A 19606-nucleotide genomic window follows, 5' to 3' on the forward strand; every position below is an offset into this window, starting at 1 on the left:
CGTGCCGTTTAGCAATGAACGTGCGTCGCAACACACTTAAGCGTTGGTGTAGGAGTCTGTGCATGGCTGGTGTAATGGATGCGGTAAACCAGCGCACGCAACTGGTAGGGCAGAATCGCCTGGAGCTGCTGTTGTTCCGTCTCGACGGCCAGCAACTCTATGGGATCAACGTGTTCAAGGTTCGGGAAGTGCTGCAATGCCCAAAACTCACGCTGATGCCAAAATCCAGTCCTGTCGTGTGCGGTGTGGCAAATATCCGGGGGGCGACCATTCCGATTCTTGATCTGGCCATGGCGACCGGCTCCGGCGCGCTCAAAGATCAAAGCAATCCGTTCGTGATCATCACGGAGTACAACACCAAGACCCAGGGTTTCCTGGTGCGCTCGGTGGAGCGCATCGTCAACATGAACTGGGAAGAGATTCATCCGCCACCCAAGGGCACGGGACGCGATCACTACCTGACGGCTGTGACTCGGGTCGACAATCAGTTAGTCGAAATCATCGACGTCGAGAAAATCCTCGCGGAAGTGGCGCCGACACCGGAAGCGATTTCGGTCGGTGTGGTCGATGTCGAAACCCAGCACAAGGCCTTGTCCTTGAAGGTCTTGACCGTCGATGACTCGTCGGTGGCGCGCAAGCAAGTGACTCGTTGCCTGCAAACCGTCGGTGTCGAAGTGGTGGCGTTGAACGACGGCAAGCAAGCGCTGGATTACTTGCGCAAGCTGGTCGACGAAGGGAAAAAGCCGGAAGAAGAGTTCCTGATGATGATTTCCGACATCGAGATGCCGGAAATGGACGGGTACACCCTCACGGCCGAGATCCGCAACGACCCACGCATGCAAAAGCTTCATATCATCCTGCATACTTCGTTGTCCGGGGTATTCAATCAGGCGATGGTCAAGAAAGTCGGTGCCGATGACTTCCTTGCCAAGTTCCGTCCTGATGACCTGGCATCCCGGGTAGTCGACCGGATCAAAGCAGCAGATATCAGCTAGGGGCCTTCTGCCCCTGGTGATTAACACGATTTAAGAGGCGGTATCTTTGTCTACGGGTAATTTGGATTTCGAACAGTTCCGGGTCTTCCTGGAAAAAGCCTGTGGCATTTTGCTCGGTGAAAACAAGCAGTACCTGGTCTCGAGCCGTCTCAACAAACTGATGGAACAGCAAGGCATCAAATCCCTGGGTGAGCTGGTCCAGCGCATCCAGACCCAGCCGCGCAGCGGTTTGCGCGAGATGGTGGTGGACGCGATGACGACCAACGAAACCCTGTGGTTTCGTGACACCTATCCGTTTGAAGTGTTGAAGAACAAGGTATTGCCTGAAGCGATCAAGGCTGCACCCGGCCAGCGCTTGCGGATCTGGTCCGCTGCGTGTTCGTCGGGGCAGGAACCGTACTCGCTGTCGATGTCCATCGATGAGTTCGAACGCGTCAACATGGGCCAGTTGAAGATGGGGGCGCAGATTGTCGCCACCGACCTGTCCGGCACCATGCTGACCAACTGCAAGACCGGCGAGTACGACAGCCTGGCGATCGGCCGTGGCCTGTCGCCCGAGCGTCTTCAGCGTTACTTCGACCCGAAAGGGCCGGGACGCTGGGCGATCAAGGCGCCGATCAAGAGCCGCGTGGAGTTTCGTTCGTTCAACCTGCTGGACAGTTATGCAGCGCTGGGCAAGTTCGACATCGTGTTCTGCCGCAACGTGCTGATCTACTTCTCCGCCGAGGTGAAGAAAGACATCCTGTTGCGCATTCACAGCACGCTCAAGCCAGGTGGCTATCTGTTCCTCGGCGCGTCTGAAGCGCTGAACGGTTTGCCGGACCATTACCAGATGGTCCAGTGCAGCCCGGGGATCATTTACCAGGCGAAGTGATTCGTTGGCAGCACAAAAAACGGGAGTCCTCAGGGGCTCCCGTTTTTTATGCCCGATGGTTTTCCGCCAACACCCCTAAACCCTTGAGGGAGCCGGGTTTGCCCGCGATGGCGGTATCACTGACGAATTTGATGGGGCTGACACACCGCTATCGCGGGCAAGCCCGGCTCCCACAGGGTAAGAGTTGTTCTTTCGAAGGCGATAAGCGGCAGAAAAGCGGCAGCCTGCGGAAACCGGTTGCCGCTTTTCTGGCATTGCCGCCCTTGCCACTGCCGGCAAAGCCCCGGTTTCCGGGGTTTTTCGATTTGGCACGCCGCTTGCTATGTCTCTGTTACGAAAAATCAGGTCACCCGAAGGTTTCCCGACATGAGCATCAGCTTCGATAAAGCGCTCGGTATCCACGAACAAGCCCTGGGCTTCCGCGCTCAGCGTGCCGAAGTCCTGGCCAACAACATCGCCAACGCCGACACCCCGAACTACAAGGCTCGGGATCTGGACTTCTCAAAAGTGCTTGCCGCACAGAACGAGAAAACCAAGGGCGGTACCTTTGCCTTGAACATGACCAACAGCCGTCATATCGAAGCTGAAGGCCTTGGCAATGGCGACGAGTCGCTGCTGTATCGCACGCCGATGCAACCGTCGATCGACCAGAACACCGTGGACGCCCAACTGGAACAGTCGAACTACGCGGAAAACGCCGTCGGCTTCCAGGCCAGCTTCACCCTGCTCAACAGCAAATTCAAAGGGCTGGTATCAGCCCTGCGCGGAGAGTAAGTCATGTCTCTATCCAGTGTTTTCAACATTGCCGGTAGCGGCATGAGTGCACAAACCACGCGCTTGAACACCGTGGCCTCGAACATCGCCAACGCCGAAACCGTCTCGTCGAGCATCGACCAGACCTATCGCGCCCGTCACCCGGTGTTCGCCACCATGTTCCAGGGCGGCCAGAGCGGCGGCAGCGATTCGCTGTTCCAGAGCCAGGACGCTGCCGGTCAAGGCGTGCAAGTGCTCGGCGTGGTCGAGGACCAGAGCAACCTCGAAGCGCGTTATGAGCCCAACCATCCCGCTGCCGACGCCAAGGGCTACGTCTACTACCCGAACGTCAACGTCGTCGAAGAAATGGCCGACATGATTTCCGCGAGCCGTTCGTTCCAGACCAACGCCGAAATGATGAACACCGCCAAAACCATGATGCAGAAGGTCCTGACCCTCGGTCAGTGATAAGGGGCGACTCAGATGAGTGTTACCGATACTACCAGCGCCGTAAGCATCAAGGATGTCCTGGCCAATTCTTCGGTCAAGAGCAACACCAGCAGCGACGGTCTGGCCGCCGCTACCAGCAGCGCCACCGGCAATAAAGCGTTGGGCAAAGACGCCTTCTTGCAGTTGTTGGTGACTCAACTGAAAAACCAGAACCCGCTGGAGCCGCAGGACAACGGCGCGTTCGTCGCGCAGTTGGCGCAGTTCAGCAGCCTGGAAGGCATCACCACGCTCAACGATACGGTCAGCGGCATTGCCGGCAACTACAACTCGTCGCAAGCGTTGCAGGCTTCTTCGCTGGTGGGTCGTTCGGTTGTCGCCCAGACCGACACCGCGGTGGTCGATACCTCCAAGAGTTTCAACGGTACGGCGGTCGTACCGGCCTCGACGAACCCGGTCACGATCAAGATCACCGATACCGATGGCAAAGTGGTTCGCACCATCGATCTTGGCAGTCAGCAGGCCGGCAACGCCGGTTTCATCTGGGACGGCAAGAACGATGCGGGTGAAGTGGCCAAGGCCGGCACTTACAAGTTTGCAGCTACCGCGACTTACGACAGCAAGGCGACCTCGCTGGTGACTTACCTGCCGGCAACCGTCAACAGCGTGACCATCAGCCAGACCGGCGGTGAGTTGATGCTGAACCTGGCAGGCCTGGGCAGTGTTGCCCTGTCCAAAGTACAGACCATTGGTATATAGAGCCGACTAACACGGCACAAAGGAGTGGAATATGTCTTTCAATATCGGCCTTAGCGGTCTCTATGCAGCCAACAAACAACTGGACGTCACCGGTAACAACATCGCCAACGTCGCGACCACCGGTTTCAAATCGTCCCGTGCAGAATTCGAAGACGTGTACTCGGCCACGCGCCTGGGTACCGGCAGCAAGACCGTCGGCAACGGCGTGCGTCTGGCCAACGTTTCCCAGCAGTTCGGCCAGGGTGACGTGAACAACACCGGCAACGTGTTGGACATGGGTATCCAGGGCAACGGTTTCTTCGTCATGAGCGACAACGGCTCGCTGAGCTACACCCGGGCCGGTGCGTTCAAGACTGACGCCCAGAACTACGTGGTCGACAACAACGGCCGTCGCTTGCAGGGTTTTGGCGTAGACGCCAACGGCAAGATCATCAACGGTGTGCTGACCGACCTGAAAATCGACACCTCGAGCCTGGCGCCGCATGCGACCACCCGTGTCGATCAGACGATGAACCTGAACTCCTCGGACCCACTGCCAACAGTGACCCCGTTCAACGTCAAAGACACCAACAGCTACAACAAAACTATTTCCACCCCTGTGTACGACACGCAGGGTAACCAGCACACGATGGACCAGTACTACGTTAAAAATGCGGCGTCCAACTCCTGGACTGTCTACACCTACATGGACGGCCGTAGCCCAACCAACCCACTGGCTGAGCCGCCGGTGCCGATCCAGGCGGATATCACCTTCAATCCTGATGGCAGCATCAAGACTCTGGTAGGCGGTGCTGGCTGGACGCAAACGGGTACCACCCTGACCATGACTGGCTGGAAGCCGGGCGTGATGGTTAACGCCAACACCAACCCGCCAACCTGGGCCCTGAACGGTTCGGACGCAGCCGCGGCCGGTATCGCGTTCGACATGACCAAAACCACTTCGTACGCTTCGCCAACCGCACGTACTGCGCAGTATCAGGACGGTTACGCGACAGGCCAGATTTCCAGCCTGACCATCGATGAAAGCGGCGTCATGACCGCCAACTTCACCAACCAGCAAACCAAGGCCATCGGCCAGGTCGCCATTGCCAGTTTCGCCAACGAACAAGGCTTGCAGCCAATCGGTGGTTCTGGCTGGAAAGAAACCTTCGCCTCGGGCGTGCCTGGCATCGATGCACCGAAAACCGGTACCTTGGGTTCGGTAGTGTCCAACTCGCTGGAAGAGTCCAACGTCAACCTGACCAATGAACTGGTTGATTTGATCAAGGCGCAGAGCAACTACCAGGCGAACGCCAAGACCATCTCCACCCAGAGCACCATCATGCAGACCATCATTCAGATGACCTGATGCCTGATAGCGCCGCATAAAGAACCCCTCGAAAGAGGGGTTTTTTTATGGTCGGGATTTGTCCTTGGTGCAAACATCCTAGTAATCAGGGCTGGCTTGATCGCGAGCAGCCCGTTCACCACTTTCCTTTGGGTAAAAGAAAACCCCCGACCTATCCAGAGGATTGATCGGGGGTTTCAGGTCAGCGCCTTTCAGCGCCTACTGGCTCGGCTTATTGGCAAGCTTCGCAATCCGGCTCGTCGATGGCGCAGGCCTTTGGCACTGGAGCAGGGCCGGCAGGTGCTGCCAGGACCGAATCTTCACCGTGGTTGCCGCCGCTGGAAACAGCGTTCAGCTTGCCGGTGTTGATGGTCGACTTCTCGGTGCTGGTCGCGGCCAGGGCACGGAGGTAGTAAGTGGTTTTCAGGCCACGGTACCAGGCCATGCGGTAGGTTACGTCCAGTTTCTTGCCCGAAGCGCCAGCGATGTACAGGTTCAGCGATTGAGCCTGGTCGATCCACTTCTGGCGACGGCTTGCCGCGTCAACGATCCACTTGGTGTCCACTTCGAAAGCAGTCGCGTAGAGCTCTTTGAGTTCTTGCGGGATGCGCTCGATCTGCTGCACCGAACCGTCGTAGTACTTCAGGTCGTTGATCATGACCGAGTCCCACAGACCGCGAGCCTTGAGGTCGCGAACCAGGTACGGGTTGATCACGGTGAATTCGCCCGACAGGTTCGATTTCACGTAGAGGTTCTGGTAGGTCGGTTCGATCGACTGCGAGACGCCAGTGATGTTGGCGATGGTCGCGGTCGGTGCGATGGCCATGATGTTGGAGTTACGAATGCCTTTCTGTACACGGGCGCGAACCGGTGCCCAGTCCAGGGATTCGTTCAGGTCAACGTCGATGTACTTCTGGCCGCGTTGCTCGATCAGGATCTGTTGCGAATCCAGCGGCAGGATGCCTTTGGACCACAGCGAACCCTGGAACGTCTCGTAGGCGCCACGCTCGTCGGCGAGGTCGCAAGAAGCCTGGATCGCGTAGTAGCTGACCGCTTCCATCGACTTGTCGGCGAACTCGACGGCAGCGTCGGAACCGTAAGGAATGTGCTGCAGGTACAGCGCATCCTGGAAGCCCATGATGCCCAGGCCGACCGGACGGTGCTTGAAGTTGGAGTTCTTCGCTTGCGGCACCGAGTAGTAGTTGATGTCGATCACGTTATCGAGCATGCGAACAGCGGTGTTCACGGTGCGTTCCAGCTTGGCGGTGTCCAGCTTGCCGTTGACGATGTGGTTCGGCAGGTTGATCGAGCCCAGGTTGCAAACGGCGATCTCGTCCTTGTTGGTGTTCAAGGTGATCTCGGTGCACAGGTTCGAGCTGTGGACCACGCCCACGTGCTGCTGCGGGCTGCGCAGGTTGCACGGGTCTTTGAAGGTCAGCCATGGGTGGCCGGTTTCAAACAGCATGGACAGCATTTTGCGCCACAGGTCTTTGGCCTGGATGGTCTTGAACAGTTTGACCTTGCCTGGGTATTCGGTCAGGGCTTCGTAGTACTCGTAGCGCTCTTCGAAGGCTTTACCGGTCAGGTCGTGCAGGTCCGGTACTTCGGATGGCGAGAACAGAGTCCACTTGCCGTCATCGAAGACGCGCTTCATGAACAGGTCAGGGATCCAGTTGGCGGTGTTCATGTCGTGGGTACGACGACGGTCATCGCCGGTGTTCTTGCGCAGCTCGATGAACTCTTCGATGTCCATGTGCCAGGTTTCCAGGTAGGCACACACAGCGCCTTTGCGCTTGCCACCCTGGTTAACGGCAACGGCGGTGTCGTTCACTACTTTGAGGAACGGAACAACGCCTTGGGATTTGCCGTTGGTGCCCTTGATGTACGAACCCAGCGCACGAACCGGCGTCCAGTCGTTGCCCAGGCCGCCGGCGAATTTCGACAACATGGCGTTGTCGTGGATCGCGTGGTAGATGCCCGACAGGTCATCCGGCACGGTGGTCAGGTAGCAGCTCGACAGCTGTGGACGCAGGGTACCGGCGTTGAACAGGGTTGGCGTCGAGGACATGTAGTCGAAGGACGACAACAGGTTGTAGAACTCGATGGCACGGTCTTCTTTCTGCTTCTCTTCGATCGCCAGGCCCATGGCCACACGCATGAAGAAGATTTGCGGCAGTTCGAAGCGGATACCGTCCTTGTGGATGAAGTAACGGTCGTACAGGGTTTGCAGGCCCAGGTACGTGAACTGCTGATCGCGCTCGTGGTTGATCGCCTTGCCGAGTTTTTCCAGGTCGAAAGTCGCCAGGACCGGGTTCAGCAATTCGAATTCGATACCCTTGGCGATGTACGCAGGCAGCGCCTTGGCGTACAGGTCGACCATCTCGTGGTGGGTCGCGCTTTCGGCAACGTTGAGGAAGCTCAGGCCTTCGGCACGCAGGGTGTCCATCAGCAGGCGAGCGGTCACGAACGAGTAGTTCGGCTCACGTTCAACCAGGGTACGGGCAGTCATCACCAGGGCGGTGTTGACGTCGGTCAGGGCCACGCCGTCGTACAGGTTTTTCAGGGTTTCGCGCTGGATCAGGTCGCCGTCGACTTCTTCCAGGCCTTCGCACGCTTCGGTGACGATGGTGTTCAGACGACCCATGTCCAGAGGTGCAAAGCTGCCATCGGCGCGGGTGATGCGGATCGACGGGTGAGCGTTGACGGCTTCTTCGGCCGGGGCGTGGGCGGCGCGTTGTTTCGAACGGCCGTCACGGTAGATCACGTAGTCGCGGGCTACTTTCTGCTCGCCGGCACGCATCAGGGCCAGTTCAACCTGGTCCTGGATTTCTTCGATGTGGATGGTGCCGCCCGAGGGCATGCGACGCTTGAAGGTCGCGGTGACTTGTTCGGTCAGGCGGGCCACGGTGTCATGGATTCGCGACGAGGCGGCCGCGGTGCCGCCCTCAACTGCGAGAAACGCTTTGGTGATGGCGACGGTGATCTTGTCATCGGTGTAAGGAACGACAGTGCCGTTACGCTTGATCACACGCAGCTGGCCAGGCGCGGTGGCGGACAGATCCGAAGTCGAATCAGCGGCCTGCGGCAAGGTGCCCTGCGGGTTCTCGCGAGTTGTGTCGGTTTGCATGGGGGGGTGTCTCCACATTCTCTATGTTTGTTTGGGCACCATAAAGGTGCCCACCGTTCTGTCCAAAAGCACTACAACCGACGGAGGTCGGGCATAACAACTTCGGGACAGTAGGAAAAAGGCTAATGATGCCGCTTCCTTGCCGAAGTTTTTGGCCGCGAGCCTGGACTCGAAGCCGGATTCCTTTCAGGGGTGCCAGTGATGACTGCAACACCCGTACCGTTTCGGCTGTTCTGGCCTGAAAAAACGGTGCCATCCGCCTGTGCGGTTTGGGCTTGTAAATTCGTGCTTGGTTCAACCATAAACAGGCAATAAAGCGCTTGAGTTTCTGGTCTGAAATGTGGTTGGGCTTTTAAGCTAAAACCCTACATGTAGGGTTTTTTTGGCGCCGAGGTACAAGATAATGCGTTTTGGAGGGTGTTGCAACGTACTACCTGTGGATAAACCTGTGCGTAAATTGTGTGTGAAAGGTGGAACGGGCGTGTAGGCCGCGACCTAGCTGGAGCGAGCCGTTTTTCATCGATTTTCAACGATTGAAAACAGCCGTTTGGATTTTTAAGGGCGCGAACCCTATCACAAAAAACCGGGTTGTCCGAACGCATTTGCCGGCTTGTGTTCTCGGCGGGCGGCGTTTATACAATTGCCCCATGGTTATGCATTCTTATCCTCCCCAATCATTACAAAAAGACGGGCGGATCCTTCCTTATAAGTGTTGTTGGCAAGCAGAGGTCACCGTGGAGCAAGAAGCCTGGCAGGTATTGATTGTGGAGGACGACCAGCGTCTGGCCGAACTGACCCGCGACTACCTGGAGGCCAATGGCCTGCGCGTTTCAATCGAAGGCAACGGTGCGCTGGCGGCGGCACGCATCATCAAAGAGAAACCGGACCTGGTAATTCTCGACCTGATGCTGCCGGGCGAAGACGGCTTGAGCATTTGCCGCAAGGTCCGTGACAAATATGACGGCCCGATCCTCATGCTCACCGCCCGCACCGACGATACCGACCAGATCCTCGGCCTCGACCTCGGTGCCGACGACTACGTGTGCAAACCCGTGCGCCCGCGCCTGTTGCTGGCACGCATTCAGGCCCTGTTGCGTCGTAGCGAAGCCCCCGAGGCCACCCCGGAAAAACAGCGGCGTCTGCAGTTTGGTCCGCTGGTGGTGGACAACGCGTTGCGTGAAGCCTGGCTGCATGACAACGGCATCGAGCTGACCAGCGCCGAGTTCGACCTGCTCTGGCTGCTCGTCGCCAACGCCGGGCGCATCCTGTCCCGGGAAGAGATTTTTACCGCGTTGCGCGGCATCGGTTATGACGGCCAGGACCGTTCCATCGATGTGCGTATCTCGCGCATCCGCCCGAAAATAGGCGATGACCCCGAGCATCCGCGACTGATCAAGACCATCCGCAGCAAAGGTTATTTGTTCGTTCCCGAAGCTTGCGTAGACCCGTCGCTGTGAATTCGATCTTCCTGCGCATTTATGGCGGCATGTGCGCGGCGCTGGTGTTGGTCGCGGTGCTCGGCGTGCTGGCGCTGCATCTGCTCAATGAGGTGCGCAGCGAGCAATACCGGGAGCGCTTGGCCCACGGTACGTTTTCGTTGATGGCCGACAACCTCAAGCCGATGAACAACACTGAGCGCCACCGCGCGTTGTTGGTCTGGGAGCGCTTGCTCGGGATTCCACTGGCGTTGACCACGTTCGCCCAGACCGACCTCGACCTCACCCAGCGCACCCGCGTACTGCGCGGTCAGGCGCTGGTGGAGCAGACCGGCCCGCACGCGGCCAAGGTCTATCGGCTGGTCAGCGACAAGGAACAGCTTGTGCTGACGGGGGAGGTGCAGCAGATCAGTGAACAACTGGCCCGTGCCACGATTTATCTGCTGGTCGATGAACTGGTGCGCTACCCGGTGGCGGAGCAGCCCGAACGGTTGGCGCTGCTGAAAGAAGACAAGGGCTTCGGTTTCGACTTGCGCCTGGTCAAGGTCGAGCAGGCGGACATGGACGAAGACCAGAGCCGCCGGGTGTCCGAGGGCGACACGGTGATGGCGCTGGGCAAGGGCGGCGACTCGATCCGGGTGTTTGCCGGCATGGTCGGGACGCCGTGGGTGCTGGAGATCGGCCCGTTGTACCAGATGAATCCCTATCCGCCCGAATGGCTGGTGTTGATCGCGGCCCTGGGTTTGAGCCTGATTGGTTTGATCGTCTACCTCCTGGTGCGGCAACTGGAGCGCCGTTTGCGCGGTCTGGAAGCCGCCGCCACGCGCATCGCCAAGGGCAGCCTGGAAACCCGTGTGCCGGCGCGCGGCGCCGACTCGGTGGGGCGACTGGCCGCCGCGTTCAACGGCATGGCCGAGCACTTGCAGCAATTGCTGGCGATCCAGCGTGAACTGGTGCGCGCGGTGTCCCACGAATTGCGCACACCGGTGGCGCGCCTGCGTTTCGGCCTGGAGATGATCGGCTCGGCCACCACGCCGCAGCAGCTGGAAAAATACCGCGAAGGCATGGACCACGACATCGAGGACCTCGACAAACTGGTCGATGAGATGCTGACCTACGCGCGGCTGGAGCAGGGCTCGCCGGCGCTGAATTTCCAGCGGATCGACCTGGACGCGCTGGTCAATCAAGTGATCGAAGAACTGGCGCCGTTACGCGCCGACGTTACGGTGCAGCGCGGGTTATGCCTGTCGGCGGCAGATTGCGATGACGCCTGGGTCGAGGCTGAACCGCGTTACTTGCATCGGGCCATCCAGAACCTGGTCAGCAACGCCATGCGCCACGCCTCGTCGCGGGTGACCGTGAGTTATCAGGTGGGGCAGCAACGCTGCCGGGTGGACGTCGAGGATGACGGACCGGGTGTGCCGGAGTTGGCCTGGGAACGGATTTTCACGCCGTTCCTGCGCCTGGACGACAGCCGTACCCGGGCGTCGGGCGGTCATGGGTTGGGGTTGTCCATTGTGCGACGGATCATCCATTGGCATGACGGGCGTGCGTTGATCAGCAAGAGCAAAAGTCTGGGTGGGGCTTGTTTCAGTTTGAGTTGGCCGCGCAATCAGGAGAAGCGTTGAGAGGTGTGGTGAGCGTCAGGCCGCCATCGCGAGCAAGCTCGCTCCCACACTGGATCTGCGTAGTGACATAAATCCCTGTGGGAGCGAGCTTGCGCGCGATGAGGCCAGTACAAGCGCTAAAAATCTTCAAGCCTTGATACTGACCAGACTCAACAACTGCCCATCCATCAACCCAAACTGCGCCTCCAGCTCCGTGCCATTGCGCCACTCGCCAGACAAATCCGTCAGCAACCGCAACCGCACTTCACCGGCCTCGGTCCATTCCAGCACCTCGGCATGTTCAAAATAAAAGCGCTGCTGAACAATCGGGTACAGCGCCTTGAACAGACTTTCCTTCACCGAAAACGTCAGCGTCACCAGCAGCGCCAGATCATCGCGACGACCGGCCGTCATGCGTTGCAACTCCGGCGGCGTGAGGATTTCCCCGGCCAGGCGCTCGGCCCGTTCCGGGTTGAGCAGGTTTTCCAGGTCCATCCCCAACCCGCGCCAATCGGTTTTCCTCGCGACAATGGCCGCTGCCCGGCCGGTGCTGTGGGTGATTGAACCGGCGATGTGCGCGGGCCACACTGGCGCCCGGTCTTCGCCGATGGCCGGGATAAAACTCAGGCCATCCAATTGTTGCAGCGCGGCCCTGGCGCACACCCGTCCGGCGAGAAACTCGGCCTGGCGCTTGGCGACCGAGCGCTGAATGCTTGCCGGCGGCTCGATGGCGCTACGCCGGAAATCATCGCTGGCCAGTTGCGAACTGTCGAAGTGGGTACTCAGCAACGCCGTATCGGGCAGCACCAACGGCAGCGGCCAATGGGCGTCGAGTGGGGTGCAGCAGACGGGAAGGGCGGGGGCGGGATTCATGGCGGGCATTTTGCCGGGTTGCTCGCGGGCTGGGTAGTGCAAAGGTCTGGATGGGCGGCGCGGCCATCGCGAGCGAGCTCGCTCCCGCACCGGATCTGCGTAGCGACATAGATCCCTGTGGGAGTGAGCTCGCTCGCGATAGCCGCGCCGCGGTCCACCTGACTAACCAAATATCTTTTTGAAAAACGCCCGCATATCCGCCCACGAACGCTCATCCGCCGCTTTGTTGTACCCGATATCCGGTCCACCATGATCGCCATGGCTCAACCGGTCCGCGTCCGGATTGCTGAACCCGTGCTTGGCGCCCTCCAGGCTGACGAATGTATAGTCGGCGCCTGCCTTGTCCATTTCAGCCTTGAACGTCGCCACGGCATCCGGCGTGACCATACTGTCCAGCGCTCCATGTTCCACCAGGATTTTCGCCTTCACACGGCCAGGGGTTGCTGGCGTATTGGTTGCCAGCGCGCCGTGGAAACTCACCACTCCCAGCAGCGGGGCACCCTGGCGCGCCGCGTTCAGCACCACACCACCGCCGAAGCAGTAACCCATCGCCGCGACTTTATTCGGGTCGGTTTGCGGTTGTTGCTTCAACAGGTCAAGCCCGGCCTGAAAACGCACGGCGGCCGCCGAGCTGTCTTTCAGCACTGCCTGCATGAACGCCATCGCATCCTTCGGATGCTCGGTGTTCTTGCCGCCGCCATACATGTCGATGGCCAGCGCGCTGTAGCCCAGGCCGGCGAGGTCACGGGCGCGGCGCTTGGCGTAATCATTCAGGCCCCAGAACTCATGCACCACCACCACGCCGGGGCGCGGCCCCTTGATGGCGTCGTCGTAGGCGTAATAGCCGATCATTTTTGTGCCGTCGGCACTTTGATAGGGGATTTCCTGAGTCTTGATGGCGGCTTGAGTCAGCCCGCTCAACACCAGCAAACAGAGGGCGAGGAATACGCGCATGGTCGGATCTCCTGCAAGTGAGTCATCAAAACAGCCGGGTCAATCTGGTTCAGCTCAGGTTCAGTCTGCGTTCAGGGGCAGTTCAGGGGCGCGCCAGTAAGGTAGCTCCGTACCCAAAGCACCTGCGCATGAGGACATTCCCTAATGACTGGCTTTAAAAACCTGATTCTGGCTTTCACCGTTCTGAGCGCCAGCACCGCCGCGCTTGCCTCCGATGACATCATAGCCAGCCTTGCTCTTGGGAAGACCAACGAGAAGGTCAAAAGATCCCTCACACTGAACAGCTTCAGCACGGTCAGTACCGTGGGCCATGACAGTCCCTGGAATGCGCATTTGGGCCACCCCACAACCCCGGCCGACTACCGCGCCGGTTACGCCAACGTGTCGGTCTCGCACAATGGCATTAAACTCAATCAGCAAGACCTGATGGGCCGCTATGATCTGTCCTGACCGTTGGATGCGCCGTTGTGCCATTGGAGATGTTGTTTTGCCCGGGAGAGCGTTATGAAACTGCTGGTCGTCGAAGATGAAGCGCTGTTGCGCCATCACCTGCAAACCCGCCTGACGGAGAGCGGCCACGTGGTCGAATCCGTGGCCAATGCCGAAGAGGCGCTGTACCAGACCGGACAGTTCAATTTTGACCTGGCGGTGATCGACCTCGGCCTGCCGGGCATGGGCGGGCTCGACTTGATCCGTCAATTGCGCACGCAGGGCAAGACCTTTCCGATCCTGATCCTCACCGCGCGCGGCAACTGGCAGGACAAGGTCGAGGGCCTCGCCGCCGGCGCCGACGATTATGTGGTCAAGCCGTTCCAGTTCGAAGAACTCGACGCGCGGCTGAATGCCTTGCTGCGTCGCTCCAGCGGTTTCACCCAGTCGACCATCGTCGCCGGGCCGTTGTTGCTGGACCTCAATCGCAAGCAAGCGTCCCTCGATGAACAACCGCTGGCGCTGACGGCGTATGAGTACCGGATCCTCGAATACCTCATGCGTCATCACCAGCAAGTGGTGGCCAAGGACCGCTTGATGGAGCAGCTCTACCCCGATGACGACGAGCGCGATCCGAACGTCATTGAAGTCCTGGTCGGCCGTCTGCGCCGCAAACTCGAAGGCCCGGCCGGGTTCAAACCGATCGATACCGTGCGCGGCCTCGGTTACCTGTTCAATGAGCGCTGCACTTGATTCGTTCCCTTCGCGTTCGCTTGATGCTCGCCGCCACGCTGTTGGCGGTGTTGTTCATGTTGGCGTTGCTGCCGGCGATGCAGGGCGCGTTCAGCCTGGCGTTGCAGGACTCGATCGAGCAACGCCTGGCCTCGGACGTCACCACGCTGATCTCCGCCGCTCGGGTGGAAAACAACTCCCTGCAAATGCCGGCGCAATTGCCCGATGAGCGCTTCAACCTGACCGACAGCCGTTTGCTCGGCTACATCTTCGACCGCGAAGGTCACCTGGTCTGGCGGTCGAAGGCCACCGGGCAAGAGCTGATCAACTACAAGCCGCGTTACGACGGACGCGGCAACGAGTTCGCGCGGATTCGTGAGGCCAATGGGCAGGAATTCTTCGTTTATGACGTCGAGGTCAAGTTGCTCGGCGGCAAAAGCGCGGCGTTCAGCATCGTCACGCTGCAACCGGTGCGCGAGTACGAAAACACCCTCGAAGGCCTGCGCGAAAACCTATACCTCGGTTTCGGCGCAGCCTTGCTGGTGTTGCTGTCGTTGCTGTGGATCGGCCTGACCTGGGGGTTGCAGGCGTTGCGCCGGCTTAGCCAGGAACTCGACGAAATCGAAAGCGGCACCCTCGAAAGCCTCAGCGAACAACACCCGCGCGAACTGCTGCGCCTGACCGGCTCCCTCAACCGCTTGCTGCACAGCGAGCGTGAGCAGCGCAGTCGTTACCGCGACTCCCTCGACGACCTCGCCCACAGCCTTAAAACCCCGCTGACCGTGTTGCAAGGCGTCAGCGAAGACATGGCCCAGCGCCCGGAAAACCGCGAGCAGGCCTGGGTGTTGCAAACCCAGATCGAGCGCATGAGCCAACAAATCAGCTATCAACTGCAACGCGCGAGCCTGCGCAAAAGCGGTCTGGTGCGCCACCAGGTGCGCCTGCAACCGGTGTTGCAAAGCCTGTGCGACACGCTGGACAAGGTCTACCGCGACAAACGCGTGCGTGTGGCGTTTGATCTGCCGCAACCGTGTTACATACCGATTGAGCAGGGCGCCTTGCTGGAAATGATGGGCAACCTGCTGGAAAACGCTTATCGGCTGTGCCTGGGTGAAGTGCGCATCAGCGTGCGTGAAACCCTGAGCGGGGTGGAGTTGTGTGTCGAGGATGATGGGCCGGGTGTGCCGGCAGATCAGCGCGCGCGGATTCTTCAACGGGGCGAGCGGCTGGATCGCCAGCATCCGGGGCAGGGGATTGGACTTGCGGTGGTGAAGGACATTATCGAGAGCTACAGCGCGAAGCTGACGCTGGGGGATTCGCCGATGGGCGGGGCGGCGTTCCGGATTCATTTTCCGGTGGTTTGACCGCAAGTGGGTGGTGTTCTTTTGGGCATCTTAGTCGGATAGCTCCCCGGAGCCGACTCGCTCCCGCAAGGGACTTTCGGTGAACCCACTTTTTGTGGGCACTTGAGACCAAGTGTGGGCGTGAGCCCGCTCGCGATGGGGCCAGCCTTGGCGATGAAACAACTGATGTTTTGAACACATCGCCAGACACTCACCAGCGACCGTTTGATTTTTAGATCGCAGCCACCCGTCGCTACTGTCAGATTTGACAGTAGCCGTCCCATGATAAGTTCGTGCCATATAACACCAGCCCTGCTGAAAATCGGACCTGGAGTTTGCAATGAGCAACGAACGCACGATTCAAGTATTTGACTTGTCGCTACCTTTCGCCCCCAAGATGATCGAGCTGTATCCGCCTGATGAAAATGCACACGGCGGTGCCTCCATTGCTCATGTCAGAGCCGGTTTTATGGTCTTTTCACTGGCTTACATCGGGCAGGCGGAAAAAGACGTGCTGACACTTGTTCTGAATGGAGATGATGTGGACCAGACGATCGTCGCCGAGGGAGAGGAGGAAAAGGATATTTCGCTGACCGTTCCTCCTGATTATTTTCAGAAAGGCAACAATGAACTGAACATTCGAGTCCGGCGTACTTCAGGCAATACGGAGTTGACCCAGCCACTCAAACTGCTCTACCGCAGCTCCCCTCCGGGTGACACCCCGCCTGTATTGGCCATTAACGTCAGTCATCAGAGTATCGGTGCCGACGAGGCAGATAGCGTAACGGTTACCGTAACCTACAAAAATATCCAGTGGTATGACCGTATTTTTGTCGATTGCAACGGTGTTCTTGTGCGCTACCAACTGCTGCCAGACAGCGAGCCACCTGACTCTGCTCCACCGCAAAACATCGTCATCCCGATCCCCCGGCAGACACTGATAGAGGGGGGAGACGATTCAGATTTTGAGTTCAAGTTCAGGGTTGTCGACTTCCTGAACAACCCTAACGGGCCACCTACCTGGTCGGATATTGTGACTGCCGATGTTCATCTCAATCGGCTAACACTGGCGATGGCAATCCTGCGAGAAATCCCGACCGAGAACAATGACGATCCCAACACTGTGGACCTCGCCAAGTTGAACGGTAATCCGTTATCGGCGTTGATCCACCTTATTGAAACGATCTGGAAAGTGGGCGATTCGATCAAACTGGTTTTTACCGCCGAGTTGAATGGCAACGTCGTTGCGACTCACGAAGAAACTTCGCCAGTCACACACATACCGAGTCAGTTTGTGGGGAGTATTCCAAACAGCAAGATCATCGCCAATAGCACCGTGAAGGTGGTGTATCAGTTGGTCCGGGGCGGTGCGGTCGTCGCTACCTCGACGCCTGCCACGGCGCAGGTGATTGGTGAGCCGGTAGTGGATGAAAGGCCAACCATCACCTCGATAAGAGACTCCGGGGGGAGGGAAATTCTTCCGGGTGAAACGATCACTGATATGAACGTGACCCTGGAAGGCAATGCAAGCAAAGGCCGGTCGGTCCAGATCCTCAATATGAACGCCGCTATAGGGGCGCCCGTTCCAACCAGTCAAACTGACGGCAGCTGGACCGCTCCTGCCACCCTGGCGGTAGGTCCTCAAAGCTTCACGGCCAAAGCGTTATACGGAAGTGAGCCGGAATCTACTCCGTCGCGGGATTTTATTGTTGCTCGCCCCTTGGATATCGACCCCTCGGTAATGCTGCTGAACGGTTTGGCGCTCTATGTGAGTGGGTGGAGTGAAACGGGTGACCCCATCAACAATAACAACGCAACGCGCCGGCCGACGACGGGGCAACTGCCGATAACTTATAAGTCGGGCAATCCGAATATTGCGTTTGTCTCCCAGGAAGGAAGCGTTACAGGGCGAATGAATGGGAGTACCTATATTGAAGTTGAAGACGCTAACGGCAGCACCGGCAGGTACCCGGTAACAGTCTCTAATGTCTATCAAGTGGTATTCAGCGCCACAATGCTGACGCCCCGGCAGGCAGAGGCTTGGGCTCGAGAGCAAGGTCAGACAGGGGATGCAATTTGGCTAAACACGTTTATTTCCCCTATGAGTATCCGGTACGACAAATATAAGGTGGATAACCTTCCTGACTATCCACCGATGATTCAAGCGGGAAGTGACGGGTATGTTAGAAGAGGATGGATGTCGACAATTCGGGTCGATAATTTGAACCGGAGCTGGATTACTTGTATTACAGAATGGTTCCGCCCGGACGGGTCAACACAGCGATCTATTCCCATCATAAGTACACTGCCCGTCAACGCACCTGCAAACGGGGTGCCGTATGTTACCAGCGCCAAAGCATTTGCGATTATTCCGTTGAACTATTGATAGAGAAAGACTCGAGGGAAAAAGGGACGAATTTATGTGTTCGTCCCTGCCTTCCTGCGGGTATCTGATCAAGCCATAAACAGAGGTGTTTAAAAGGCATCTCCAGATACTCACTCAGGCTACACATCCTTGCGGCGCTGCCTACGACTACGCCAGAATCCGCCGGCTCGTGCGCCTGGGGCGTGGGTTCTATCGTTTGGGGTTCAACCAACCACGCAGCTTCACTGCGTTCAAGAGGTGGTGGGGACACCGCGCAACACGGTACTGGGGATTGCAGGTTGTGAGGCTGGGGAGCCGGCGGTGAACCGGATGCTGGACAGGCTTGATCCGCCGTAGGCGTTCAGTCTGGTAGACCGCGTTATCGTTCATCGCGAGCAGGCTCACTCCTACATTTGATCTCGGTTGCACACAAATAGTGTGTTCACTGAAGATCCCTGTAGGAGTGAGCCTGCTCGCGAAGGGGCCCGTAGATTCAATACAAAAAATCAATTCTCCTGCGCGCGATAAGCCCCTGGCGTCAACCCGGTCCACTTCTTGAACGCCCGATGAAACGCCGAAGGCTCGGAAAACCCCAACTGTTCAGCAATCTGCTGCAACGACAAATCCGCGCGCCCCAAATGATAAATCGCAATATCGCGCCTCAGTTGATCCTTCAATTCCTGAAAACTCGTGCCTTCCTCGCGCAAATGCCGACGCAAGGTCTGCGGGCTGATGTGCATGTGCGCGGCCACCGCTTCCAGGTCCGGCCAGCGAGCGCTGTCGCGGCTCAGCAAACGGCGCAATTGGCTGCTCAGGCTGTCGCCGTCATCCGGGCGCGACAGCAGGTCGGCGGGGGAGTGTTCGAGGAAATGCTTGAGGGTGCGTTCGTCCTGCAACAGCGGCATGTTCAGGTAACGACTGTGAAACAGCAGGCTGCTCTGCGCGGAGGAAAACACCATCGGGCAGGGGAACAGCAAATCGTATTCGGCGCCGTGTTCGGGCCTTGGGTAACTGAACGTCACTTGTTCCAAACGCATGCGCTGGCCGATCAGCCAGCTGCCGAGGCGGTGCCACACCATCAACTGGCTTTCGGTGAGGAAATGGTCCGGGTCCTGGAACTTCGAATCGTCGAGGCTCAGGCGGATCATTTCGCCTTCGTGGGCCAGGGTCAGGCGCGGACCGTCGGGGAATAAGCTATAAAACAATAAGCCGCGATGCAGTGCCTTTTCCAGATTGCGGCAGTGGATCACGGCGTGGCACATCATGGCGAAGCTCCCGGTTTTACTCGGGACCGGCCCGAATCCGAGGTATTCGTCGTCCAGTGCCAGCCACAGACCCTGGATCAAACGGGTGAACTGCTCCGGTGCGATACGCGCCCGCGGTTCGTCCAGCAGCTCGGGACTGATGCCCAGTTGCTGCAACAGGTCTGAATAGTCATAACCCAGCCGGCGCGCGCCACCGAGGACGGCACGGGCGAAATGACTGGCGATGGTGCGTTCGCGCATAGGAGGCAGGTCCGTCCATTGAACGACGGATGGTAGCCGCGCTGACCGCCGACGAACAAGGCGGATATCCGCCAAATTGC

General features: G+C 58.7%; 16 protein-coding genes. 12 read left to right on the plus strand and 4 right to left on the minus strand.

Annotated features, from left to right (window positions below):
• The first annotated feature begins 62 nt into the window (after positions 1-62).
• The 6 genes from H8F22_RS21565 (at position 63) to flgE (ending at position 5176) form a co-directional block, all read left to right on the plus strand.
• Positions 63-995: a chemotaxis protein CheV gene (locus H8F22_RS21565; protein WP_059182310.1), complete on the plus strand. Its 933-nt coding sequence runs from the start codon at positions 63-65 to the stop codon at positions 993-995.
• Positions 996-1041: 46 nt separating this feature from the next.
• Positions 1042-1869 (plus strand): protein-glutamate O-methyltransferase CheR, encoded by an 828-nt coding sequence (cheR, locus tag H8F22_RS21570; RefSeq protein ID WP_010457158.1) that lies wholly within the window; start codon positions 1042-1044, stop codon positions 1867-1869.
• Between the two features lie 366 nt (positions 1870-2235).
• Entirely contained in the window at positions 2236-2643 is a 408-nt protein-coding gene (flgB, locus tag H8F22_RS21575; RefSeq protein WP_027923954.1) for a flagellar basal body rod protein FlgB, read from the plus strand.
• A 3-nt stretch (positions 2644-2646) separates the two neighbouring features.
• Positions 2647-3090: a flagellar basal body rod protein FlgC gene (gene flgC / locus H8F22_RS21580; RefSeq protein ID WP_007980123.1), complete on the plus strand. Its 444-nt coding sequence runs from the start codon at positions 2647-2649 to the stop codon at positions 3088-3090.
• Between the two features lie 15 nt (positions 3091-3105).
• Positions 3106-3828 carry a flagellar hook assembly protein FlgD gene (gene flgD, locus H8F22_RS21585; RefSeq protein ID WP_027923955.1) on the plus strand — a complete coding sequence of 241 codons (723 nt, stop codon included), beginning with the start codon at positions 3106-3108 and terminating at the stop codon, positions 3826-3828.
• Positions 3829-3859: 31 nt separating this feature from the next.
• Entirely contained in the window at positions 3860-5176 is a 1317-nt protein-coding gene (gene flgE / locus H8F22_RS21590) for a flagellar hook protein FlgE (protein WP_027923956.1), read from the plus strand.
• Positions 5177-5387: 211 nt separating this feature from the next.
• On the opposite strand, the gene H8F22_RS21595 is transcribed toward flgE, so the two are convergent.
• Positions 5388-8282, minus strand: a complete 2895-nt coding sequence (locus H8F22_RS21595) for a ribonucleoside-diphosphate reductase subunit alpha (RefSeq protein ID WP_027923957.1) — start codon at positions 8280-8282, stop codon at positions 5388-5390.
• 734 nt (positions 8283-9016) lie between these two features.
• On the opposite strand from H8F22_RS21595, the gene H8F22_RS21600 reads away from it, so the two are divergent.
• Both H8F22_RS21600 and H8F22_RS21605 read left to right on the plus strand, forming a co-directional pair.
• Positions 9017-9739, plus strand: coding sequence for a response regulator (locus H8F22_RS21600; RefSeq protein WP_027923958.1), 723 nt, complete (start codon positions 9017-9019; stop codon positions 9737-9739).
• Positions 9736-11346: an ATP-binding protein gene (locus H8F22_RS21605; RefSeq protein ID WP_027923959.1), complete on the plus strand. Its 1611-nt coding sequence runs from the start codon at positions 9736-9738 to the stop codon at positions 11344-11346. Before H8F22_RS21600 ends, H8F22_RS21605 begins: the two co-directional genes overlap by 4 nt.
• A 126-nt stretch (positions 11347-11472) precedes the next feature.
• On the opposite strand, the gene H8F22_RS21610 is transcribed toward H8F22_RS21605, so the two are convergent.
• Both H8F22_RS21610 and H8F22_RS21615 read right to left on the minus strand, forming a co-directional pair.
• Positions 11473-12198: a 4'-phosphopantetheinyl transferase family protein gene (locus tag H8F22_RS21610; protein ID WP_218186578.1), complete on the minus strand. Its 726-nt coding sequence runs from the start codon at positions 12196-12198 to the stop codon at positions 11473-11475.
• A gap of 162 nt (positions 12199-12360) precedes the next feature.
• Entirely contained in the window at positions 12361-13152 is a 792-nt protein-coding gene (locus H8F22_RS21615) for a dienelactone hydrolase family protein (protein ID WP_194940667.1), read from the minus strand.
• A gap of 144 nt (positions 13153-13296) precedes the next feature.
• Between H8F22_RS21615 and H8F22_RS21620 the strand changes: the two genes are divergently transcribed.
• The 4 genes from H8F22_RS21620 (at position 13297) to H8F22_RS21635 (ending at position 18042) form a co-directional block, all read left to right on the plus strand.
• Entirely contained in the window at positions 13297-13602 is a 306-nt protein-coding gene (locus H8F22_RS21620; RefSeq protein ID WP_059182313.1) for a hypothetical protein, read from the plus strand.
• Between the two features lie 54 nt (positions 13603-13656).
• Complete coding sequence (locus H8F22_RS21625; protein ID WP_027923963.1) at positions 13657-14334, plus strand: response regulator transcription factor; 678 nt, start codon at positions 13657-13659, stop codon at positions 14332-14334.
• Positions 14331-15677 carry an ATP-binding protein gene (locus tag H8F22_RS21630; protein WP_059182314.1) on the plus strand — a complete coding sequence of 449 codons (1347 nt, stop codon included), beginning with the start codon at positions 14331-14333 and terminating at the stop codon, positions 15675-15677. The genes H8F22_RS21625 and H8F22_RS21630 overlap by 4 nt, the downstream gene beginning before the upstream one ends.
• 319 nt (positions 15678-15996) lie before the next feature.
• Positions 15997-18042 (plus strand): hypothetical protein, encoded by a 2046-nt coding sequence (locus H8F22_RS21635; protein ID WP_194940668.1) that lies wholly within the window; start codon positions 15997-15999, stop codon positions 18040-18042.
• 485 nt (positions 18043-18527) lie between these two features.
• Here the strand turns inward: H8F22_RS21635 and H8F22_RS21640 are convergent, their stop codons facing one another.
• Positions 18528-19526 (minus strand): AraC family transcriptional regulator, encoded by a 999-nt coding sequence (locus H8F22_RS21640; protein ID WP_027923966.1) that lies wholly within the window; start codon positions 19524-19526, stop codon positions 18528-18530.
• Positions 19527-19606 lie beyond the last annotated feature (80 nt).

The organism is Pseudomonas mucoides (assembly GCF_015461845.1).
Lineage (GTDB): Bacteria > Pseudomonadota > Gammaproteobacteria > Pseudomonadales > Pseudomonadaceae > Aquipseudomonas > Aquipseudomonas mucoides.

Coding starts and splice junctions, on each gene's coding strand:
- H8F22_RS21565 (WP_059182310.1), top strand. CDS start 63: ATGGCTGGTGTAATGGATGCGGTAAACCAGCGCACGCAACTGGTAGGG.
- flgB (WP_027923954.1), top strand. CDS start 2,236: ATGAGCATCAGCTTCGATAAAGCGCTCGGTATCCACGAACAAGCCCTG.
- flgC (WP_007980123.1), top strand. CDS start 2,647: ATGTCTCTATCCAGTGTTTTCAACATTGCCGGTAGCGGCATGAGTGCA.
- flgD (WP_027923955.1), top strand. CDS start 3,106: ATGAGTGTTACCGATACTACCAGCGCCGTAAGCATCAAGGATGTCCTG.
- flgE (WP_027923956.1), top strand. CDS start 3,860: ATGTCTTTCAATATCGGCCTTAGCGGTCTCTATGCAGCCAACAAACAA.
- H8F22_RS21595 (WP_027923957.1), bottom strand. CDS start 8,282: ATGCAAACCGACACAACTCGCGAGAACCCGCAGGGCACCTTGCCGCAG.
- H8F22_RS21610 (WP_218186578.1), bottom strand. CDS start 12,198: ATGAATCCCGCCCCCGCCCTTCCCGTCTGCTGCACCCCACTCGACGCC.
- H8F22_RS21615 (WP_194940667.1), bottom strand. CDS start 13,152: ATGCGCGTATTCCTCGCCCTCTGTTTGCTGGTGTTGAGCGGGCTGACT.
- H8F22_RS21620 (WP_059182313.1), top strand. CDS start 13,297: ATGACTGGCTTTAAAAACCTGATTCTGGCTTTCACCGTTCTGAGCGCC.
- H8F22_RS21625 (WP_027923963.1), top strand. CDS start 13,657: ATGAAACTGCTGGTCGTCGAAGATGAAGCGCTGTTGCGCCATCACCTG.
- H8F22_RS21635 (WP_194940668.1), top strand. CDS start 15,997: ATGAGCAACGAACGCACGATTCAAGTATTTGACTTGTCGCTACCTTTC.
- H8F22_RS21640 (WP_027923966.1), bottom strand. CDS start 19,526: ATGCGCGAACGCACCATCGCCAGTCATTTCGCCCGTGCCGTCCTCGGT.